The organism is Streptomyces xiaopingdaonensis (assembly GCF_000262345.1).
Taxonomy (GTDB): Bacteria; Actinomycetota; Actinomycetes; order Streptomycetales; family Streptomycetaceae; genus Streptomyces; species Streptomyces xiaopingdaonensis.
This window is the reverse complement of sequence record NZ_AJTQ01000362.1, coordinates 22,008-29,080: the sequence shown is the minus strand read 5'-3', so window position 1 is coordinate 29,080 and position 7,073 is coordinate 22,008. Positions and strand designations below refer to the sequence as shown.

The window sequence follows — 7,073 nt, the reverse complement described above, 5'->3', positions numbered from 1 at the left end:
CTCGTCGACCGGATCGTCCGACAGCCGCCGCTCCAGCATCGGGAGGAGATCGACGAGCCGCGGAGGACCCCAGTCGGCGGCGAGGCGGACGGCGAGCGCCTCGCACTCGGCGGCGAACCACTCGCGCTCCGCGCGGAGTTCGGCCGCGTCCTGGTCGGCGTCGGCTTCGCCGACGGCCAACTCCACGACACCCGCGGCCGGTTGGCCCCGGAGCCGGGCCACGGCTGCGAGGTGCGGCGCGAGGGACATGCCTCCAGTCAACCCCACCCCGGTGGGCCGGTCGCGGGCGGGTTCGGGCGTCGCGCCGCGCGAGCGCGCGCCCTCCGGCGCCGACGGCGAGGGCCGCTGGTGCTCGCAGCCGAGAAGGCCGAGTTCCACGTCGGCCTCGTCCTCACCGAACTCGGCGCGCGGGACCGCACCCGGCTCGTGATCCTCGTCCACGAGTCCGATCCGTCACCGCGCAGACGCACCCCGAGCACTCGCCGTGACCAGCACCAGCGGATACGATCCGCCGCACAGGCACAGTCAGGGAGGCGGACCTTGGGGAGGCTCATCGGCAGGGACCCCGCGCTGCTGCGGAGGATCAACTCGACGGTGGTGCTGCGGGCGTTGCGCGGCTGCGAGGAGCCGGCCGGACGCTCCCTGACCGACCTGGTGCAGGCCACCGAGCTGTCGAGACCGACGGTCGAAGGGGTGGTCGAGCAGCTCCTCGCCGCCGGCCTCGTCGCCGAGGCCGAGGAGGAGCCGTCCGCCGGGAACGCGCGGCGCGGCAGGCCGGCGCGGCGGTTCCGGTTCCGGGCGGAGGCCGGGCACCTCCTCGGGATCGACCTCGGCGCGCGCCGGGTGTCGGCGGTCCTCTCCGACCTCACGGGCCGGCGCCTCGGGACCGCCTCCCGCCCGATCGACGGCACGGACGAGGCCGAAGTGCGTCTGGAGCGCGCCCACGACGCCGTGGCCGAGCTGCTCCGCACCACGGACGTGGCACGCTCGACGCTCCGCGCCGTGGGCGTCGCCACTCCCGGCATCGTCCGCGACAACGGCACCGTCACCCTCGGCGCCGCGCTCCCCGGCTGGACGGGGCTGCCGCTCGGCGAGCGGCTGCGCCGCTCGTTCGGCTGCACGGTGCTGGTGGAGAACGACGCCAACGCCGGGGTGCTCGCCGAGCGTTGGCTCGGTGCGGCGCAGGACGCCGACGACGTGGTGATGGTCCTCGCCGGCCTGAGCCCCGGGGCCGGCTCCCTCATCGGGGGCCGGCTGCATCGCGGCTTCGGCGGTGCGGCCGGCGAGATCGGCGCCCTCCACCTGCTCGGCCGCGAGGCCACACCCGAGCATCTCCTCTCGACGACGGGAGAGCCCCTCCACCCGCTCGACGAGGCCGCTGTCGCGCACGTCTTCGGACTGGCGCGGGAGGGCGACGCGCGGGCCGGCGCCGCCGTGGAGCGGTTCATCCAGCGGCTGGTGCACGACGTCGCGGCGCTGGTGCTGGCGCTCGACCCGGAGTTGGTGGTCGTCGGCGGCTGGGCCTCGGGGCTCGACGACGTACTGGAGCCGCTGCACGTCGAGTTGGGGCGCTACTGTTTGCGCACGCCCCGCGTGGCGCTCTCCGAGCTCGGCGGGACGGCCGTGGCGACGGGCGCCCTTCGGCTCGCGCTCGACCATGTGGAGGGCGAACTCTTCACCGTCGAGGGGGCCTTGGAGTAGGCCGACGGAGGGGTGCCGTTTCCGGCGACCGCGGGCCCAAGGCTGTCAGCCACCAACTGCCGGCGTTGGGCGCTTGGTTCGGGCGTCTCAGCCGACCAGCGACAGCGATTCTGCCTCGCTGAAGGAGAGCCGGCAGGTGTCGGCGCGGTAGGTGGCGTGCGAGACGGCGGCGACGCGGCCCTCGGAGAGGTAGCGCGTCGCGACGACGAGGACGGGGGCGCCGGGGAGGCGGTCGAGACGGCGTGCGTCCTCCGCGCGGGCGGAGCCGAGTTCGACGGTGCGGTCCTGGCCCTCGAGCGTGAGGCGGTTGAGTTCGCGGAGGACGGCCCGGGCGTGCGCAGCGGCCCCCGCCGACGAGGCCATCGCGGGCAGGCCGGGAACGGACGCCCCGGGGACGTGGAGCACCTCGGTGGCGACGGGCTGGCCGTGGTTCATCCTGCTGCGCCGCACCGCGTGGAGCGACTCGCCCTCGCCGAGGTGCGGACGGAGGAGGCGGGAGATCTCGGCGGGGAGCGGTGCCGCCTCCTCGGACCCCTCCAGTTGCCAGAGGTCGTCGGGCGCGCCGGGCCAGCCGGGCTGCCCGGGGCCGACGTCGACGCCGACCCGGGGAGGCGCGACGGTGGTGCCGACGCCGCGGCGCCGCTGCAACCTGCCCTCCAACTCGAGCTGCTCCAGGGCCTGTCGGAGAGTGGCACGGGCCACGCCGAAGCGGGCGGCGAGCTCGCGTTCGTTGGGCAGGACCTCGCCGACGGAGAACTCGGAATCGAGCGCCTCGGACAGGACGGTCTTCAGGTGCCAGTACTTCGGCTCCGGCACTGCCTCGGTTTGCGTGGTCCCCACCGTTGCCTCCGCCATCGCTCTTCACCCCGTGGTCGTACGCCTCGACCCGCGCGCCTGCGGCCCCCGTGCGGAGCGGGCGTTTCCGCTTCCTTGTTTCTTAAAGGTTGTTGCGTATGGCCGCGACGATAGGCGGGGCGCCCCCCTTGGTCAAGACCAATCGTCGCTCCGGCGCCCCAACTGCGGGTTTCCGCACGACCGATGGATGTTGACGGTGAGGGCGCGAGGAGACATGCTCGGTCGTCCTCGGACCCCGGGAGCGCCCATGCAGCCCGAGCCCCACTCCCCCGCAGCCCCCGCCGACGGACCGCGAACGACCGTGGTCACCGGCGCCTCCCGCGGCATCGGCGCCGCCACCGCGCTGCGCCTCGCCGGCGAGGGCCACCGGCTCTGCGTCGGCTACGCGCGGGACGCCGAGGCGGCGGAGCGGACGCTCGCCGCGGTCCGCGACCTCGGCGCCGAAGCGACCGCCGTGCAGGTCGACACCTCGGACGAGAGCCAGGTCGACGCCCTCTTCGCCACCGTCGAGGAACGGCTGGGCCCCGTCACCGGGCTGGTGAACAACGCCGGTGTCTCCGGTCCGTTGGGCCGCTTCACCGAGACGTCGCCCGACGTGATGCGGAGGGTGGTGGAGGTGAACGTCGTCGGCGCGTTGCTCTGCGCGCGGCGCGCGCTCCGCACGATGTCGACCGCGTACGGCGGGCGCGGCGGGGCGATCGTCAACATCTCCTCGGGCGCCGCGACGCTCGGAGCGCCCGAGGAGTACGTCCACTACGCGGCGAGCAAGGCGGCCGTCGACGCGATGACGACGGGCCTCGCCAAGGAGTTCGGACCGGAGGGCGTCCGCGTCAACTCGGTACAGCCAGGGACCGTCCTCACGGGGATGCACGAGGCGATGGGCGACGCCGACCGTCCCCGCAGGAAGGCCGCGATCACGCCGCTGCGGCGGGCGGGCGAACCGGAGGAGATCGCCGCCGCCGTGAGCTGGCTGCTCTCGGAGGAGGCGTCCTTCACGACCGGTGCGGTGCTGCGGGTGAGTGGCGGCCTCTGAACGGGCGCAGGCGCTCGGCGAGAGGGGCGAGCTTCTCCGGGTCGGCGAGCAGGTAGACGGTGCCGATGCGGCCCCGCGCGTCCTGCTCCAGTACGAAGACGCCGTGCAGGTCGCCGTCGGGCCGCACGGCGACCACCGCGGGCAGCCCGTTGAGTTCTCGGACCGTGACGGCGAGTTCCGCCGCCTGCGGGCCGATCGCGGCGAGGAAGCGCCCCACCTTCTGCGCCGTGGTGATCGTGCGCAGAGGCGCCTTCGCCCGGCCGCCGCCGTCGGGGACGAGGCGGGCGTCGGGGGCGAGAAGGGCGAGGAGCGCGGCCAGGTCGCCGCCGGTGGCGGCGTCGAGGAACCGCTCGGTGAGTTCGCCGTGGCGCGCCGCGTCGACGTCGTAGCGGGGGCTGCGTGCGGCGACGTGCCTCCGTGCGCGGACGGCGAGTTGGCGGACGGCCGCCGGGGTGCTGTCGAGGGTTTCGGCGATCTCGGCGTAGGGGAAGTCGAACGCCTCGCGGAGGACGAAGACCGCCCTCTCCGGCGGGGAGAGCGACTCCAGTACGACGAGGACGGCGTAGGAGACCGACTCGCGCCGCGTCGCGTGCGTCTCCCCGTCGGGACCTGCCGGAGGTGCGAGCGCATCGGTGGGGAGCGGTTCGGGGAGCCAGACGCCCGGGTACTCCTCGCGGTGGCGGGCGGCCCGGCGGAGGCGGTCGAGGGCGAGTCTCGTCGCGGTGCGCACGAGGTAGCCGCGCGGGTCGCGGACGTCGCTCCGGTCTGCCGCCGACCACCGCAGCCACGTCTCCTGGACGACGTCCTCCGCGTCGGCGTGCCTGCCCAGCATGCGGTAGCCGACCTGGAGGAGCACCGCGCGGTACTCCTCGAAGACGGACGAGAGCGCCCGGGTCAACTCGTCGCGGTGGTCGCCGGGTCGGGGGTTCCTCGCCTCGGTTGCCGCCACGTCCCCAGCATGCCACCGGACGGCTCAGCGGCCGTCGGGGGGTTCCCCGGGCGAGCCGTTGCTGACATCGTGTCGACGCTGCGGTACCGCGCTCGCACGAGCGGTCCGATCCGAAGGAGGTCCCCGTGCCCGCCGTCAGCTCACCGCACGCTCCCGTGCCCGTCTCCCGCACCCGGGTCCGGGTCGCCTCCGACGAGGGTCCGCCCTTCGACGTCGTCTACGAGCGGCGCGGCGCGGGCGAACCCCTCGTCCTGCTCCACGGGGTCGGGCACCACTGGCAGGCGTGGGAACCGGTGTTCGCCGCCCTCGCCGCCTCCCACGACGTCGTCGCACTCGACCTTCCCGGCTTCGGTGCCTCCCCGGAGCTGCCCGCGGGGCACGGCTACGACGCGGCGAGCGCGGCACGCCAACTCGCCGCCGTCTGCACGGCGTTGGGCCTGGAGCGCCCCCACGTCGCGGGCAACTCGCTCGGTGGGCTGCTCGCCCTGGAGCTGGCGCGGACGGGACGGGCCCGCTCGGTGACGGCGCTCGCCCCGGCCGGCTTCTGGACTGAGCATGAGCGGAAGTACGCCTTCGCCGTGCTGCGCAGCATGCGGGCGGGCGCCGCCGCGCTTCCCGAGTCGGCCGTGCGGACGCTGGCGCGCAGCACCGCCGGACGCGCCTCGCTCACCGGCACCATCTACGCACGCCCTGGCTGGCGTTCGCCCGAGGCGGTGGTCGCGGAGACGGCCGCGCTCCGGGACGCGACCGGGTTCGAGCCGGTGCTGGCCTCGGGGAGGCGTCCTGATGCGCTCTTCCGGAGCGACATCCCGGACGTGCCGGTGACGCTCGCCTGGGGCGACCGCGACCGGGTGCTGCTGCCACGGCAGGGCGTCCGCGCCAAGCGCGTGATACCCGGCGCCGGGCTGGTCCGGCTCCGCGGCTGCGGCCACGTGCCGATGAACGACGACCCGGCAGCCGTCGCGAGGACGGTCCTCGACACGACAGCGGCGGCCCGGGCCGCATCGGCCTGAGGCCGCGTCCGATCGGTTCAAGCGGAGCCGGCCCCCTGCCCGCTAGCGTCGTCGGCATGACCCACGCAAGCGCGGAATCGCGCCACTTGAGCGTCCGTATCGCCCGTCCCGTCCCGGAGGTCTACGCATACGCGTCGGACCCGGCGAACCTGCCCGAGTGGGCGCACGGGCTCGGTGAGACGGTCGAGAGGATCGACGGCGAGTGGGTCGCGCACTCTCCGGACCTTGGGCGGGTCGTGGTCGTCTTCGCGCCGCGCAACGAGTTCGGCGTGCTCGACCACGACGTCACCCTTCCCTCCGGGGCGACCGTCCACAACCCGGTGCGGGTGCTCGCCGACGGCGAGGGTAGCGAGGTCGTCTTCACCCTGCGGCGCGCGCCCGGAACCGGCGACGACGCCTTCGCGCGGGACGCCGCTGCGGTCACCGCCGACCTCACCCGGCTCGGAACGCTCCTGGAGTCCGGTGCGCGCTGAGGCCGGATGCCCGGCCGCCTACACTGCGGGGCATGGCTTCCTCTGACGACCTGACGCCGCGATCCTCCCCCGCCGCACGGGAGTTGCGGGCCGCCGACACCGACCGGGAGGCCGTCGCCGAGCGGTTGCGGGAAGCGGCGGTGGAAGGACGGCTGTCGCTGACGGAGTTGGAGCAGCGGCTGGAGGCGGCGTTCTCGGCCAAGACGTTCGCGGAGCTGGAGCCGCTCGTCGCCGACCTCCCCGACGCGCCGCCACGCGCGGGGAGTTCGGGCCGGCCGCTGGTGCTGAAGACCAACGGCGTTCTCCAGCAGACCGGTTACTGGGAAGTGCCGGAAACGATCGTCGCCAACACGAGCATGGGCACGATCACGATCGACTTCACGGCGGCCGAGTGCCGCAGGCGCGAGGTCACCATCGAGCTCGCCGTCGGCATGGGCACGGTGGTCGTCGTGGTGCCGCGCGGCTGGGCGGTGCGGATCGACGAGGTGAGCACGGGCATGAGCAACGTCGTCAACCGGGTCACGGGCCCGCCTGAACCGGAGGCCGCCGTGGTGCACTTCACGGGTCGTGTGCGCATGGGGACGCTGAAAGTACGCCACCCGAGCCGTTTCGAGACGGCACGGGCGCGGCGGGCGGGGCGCTAGGGGCTGCTCGCCGGGCACGCGTCGGCTCCGGGCCGGCGCTCGTCCCCGGCGGGTGGGCCGTTCGGCTCCGTGCCCTCGCCGGACGCGTGGACCGGGGGCGTCCGCTCGCCGAGAGAGGCGAAACCGGCGTGATGGCGCCGCACGCGGGGGAGGGCACATGGACGTTCGTCCCGACCGGACAGGTCGCTGGCGCAAGTCGTCGCACGGCCTCGACGAAAACGCGTGCTGCGTGGAGAGCGCGCCGTTCTCGGTCGGCATCGGCGTGCGCGGCTCGAAGGATCCCGGGCCGGTGGTACGGGTCTCCTCTCAGCAGTGGGAAGCGTTCCTGCAGGCCAGCACTTCCGGCTCGCTCCTCCAGGGCGAGCCGGAAGCGAGGTGCTGCGCCTCGGGCGGAACCGCCACCGC

At 74.5% G+C, this 7,073-nt stretch carries 7 protein-coding genes and 2 pseudogenes; 6 read left to right on the top strand and 3 right to left on the bottom strand.

Annotated elements, in window-relative coordinates; all coding sequences use genetic code 11:
- Positions 1-249: pseudogene (locus UWG_RS33910) on the bottom strand (hypothetical protein); the annotation flags it as partial.
- A 291-nt stretch (positions 250-540) separates the two neighbouring features.
- Here UWG_RS33910 and UWG_RS0127880 point away from each other — a divergent pair.
- Positions 541-1,701, top strand: a complete 1,161-nt coding sequence (locus UWG_RS0127880) for an ROK family protein (RefSeq protein ID WP_016910486.1) — start codon at positions 541-543, stop codon at positions 1,699-1,701.
- Between the two features lie 87 nt (positions 1,702-1,788).
- Here the strand turns inward: UWG_RS0127880 and UWG_RS0127875 are convergent, their stop codons facing one another.
- Entirely contained in the window at positions 1,789-2,541 is a 753-nt protein-coding gene (locus UWG_RS0127875) for a GntR family transcriptional regulator (protein WP_029391836.1), read from the bottom strand.
- A gap of 262 nt (positions 2,542-2,803) precedes the next feature.
- On the opposite strand from UWG_RS0127875, the gene UWG_RS0127870 reads away from it, so the two are divergent.
- Positions 2,804-3,589, top strand: coding sequence for an SDR family oxidoreductase (locus tag UWG_RS0127870; protein ID WP_016910484.1), 786 nt, complete (start codon positions 2,804-2,806; stop codon positions 3,587-3,589).
- Here the strand turns inward: UWG_RS0127870 and sigJ are convergent.
- Positions 3,549-4,538 carry an RNA polymerase sigma factor SigJ gene (sigJ, locus tag UWG_RS0127865; protein ID WP_016910483.1) on the bottom strand — a complete coding sequence of 330 codons (990 nt, stop codon included), beginning with the start codon at positions 4,536-4,538 and terminating at the stop codon, positions 3,549-3,551. The genes UWG_RS0127870 and sigJ overlap by 41 nt on opposite strands.
- Before the next feature lie 125 nt (positions 4,539-4,663).
- Here sigJ and UWG_RS0127860 point away from each other — a divergent pair, with 125 nt between their 5' ends.
- The 4 genes and pseudogenes from UWG_RS0127860 to UWG_RS34360 form a co-directional block, all read left to right on the top strand.
- Positions 4,664-5,551, top strand: a complete 888-nt coding sequence (locus UWG_RS0127860) for an alpha/beta fold hydrolase (RefSeq protein WP_016910482.1) — start codon at positions 4,664-4,666, stop codon at positions 5,549-5,551.
- Positions 5,552-5,607: 56 nt separating this feature from the next.
- Positions 5,608-6,024 carry an SRPBCC family protein gene (locus UWG_RS0127855; protein ID WP_029391834.1) on the top strand — a complete coding sequence of 139 codons (417 nt, stop codon included), beginning with the start codon at positions 5,608-5,610 and terminating at the stop codon, positions 6,022-6,024.
- A gap of 32 nt (positions 6,025-6,056) precedes the next feature.
- Complete coding sequence (locus tag UWG_RS0127850) at positions 6,057-6,668, top strand: DUF1707 SHOCT-like domain-containing protein (RefSeq protein ID WP_029391833.1); 612 nt, start codon at positions 6,057-6,059, stop codon at positions 6,666-6,668.
- Between the two features lie 157 nt (positions 6,669-6,825).
- Positions 6,826-6,990 (top strand): annotated as a pseudogene (locus UWG_RS34360) (DUF397 domain-containing protein); the annotation flags it as partial.
- Positions 6,991-7,073: the final 83 nt, after the last annotated feature.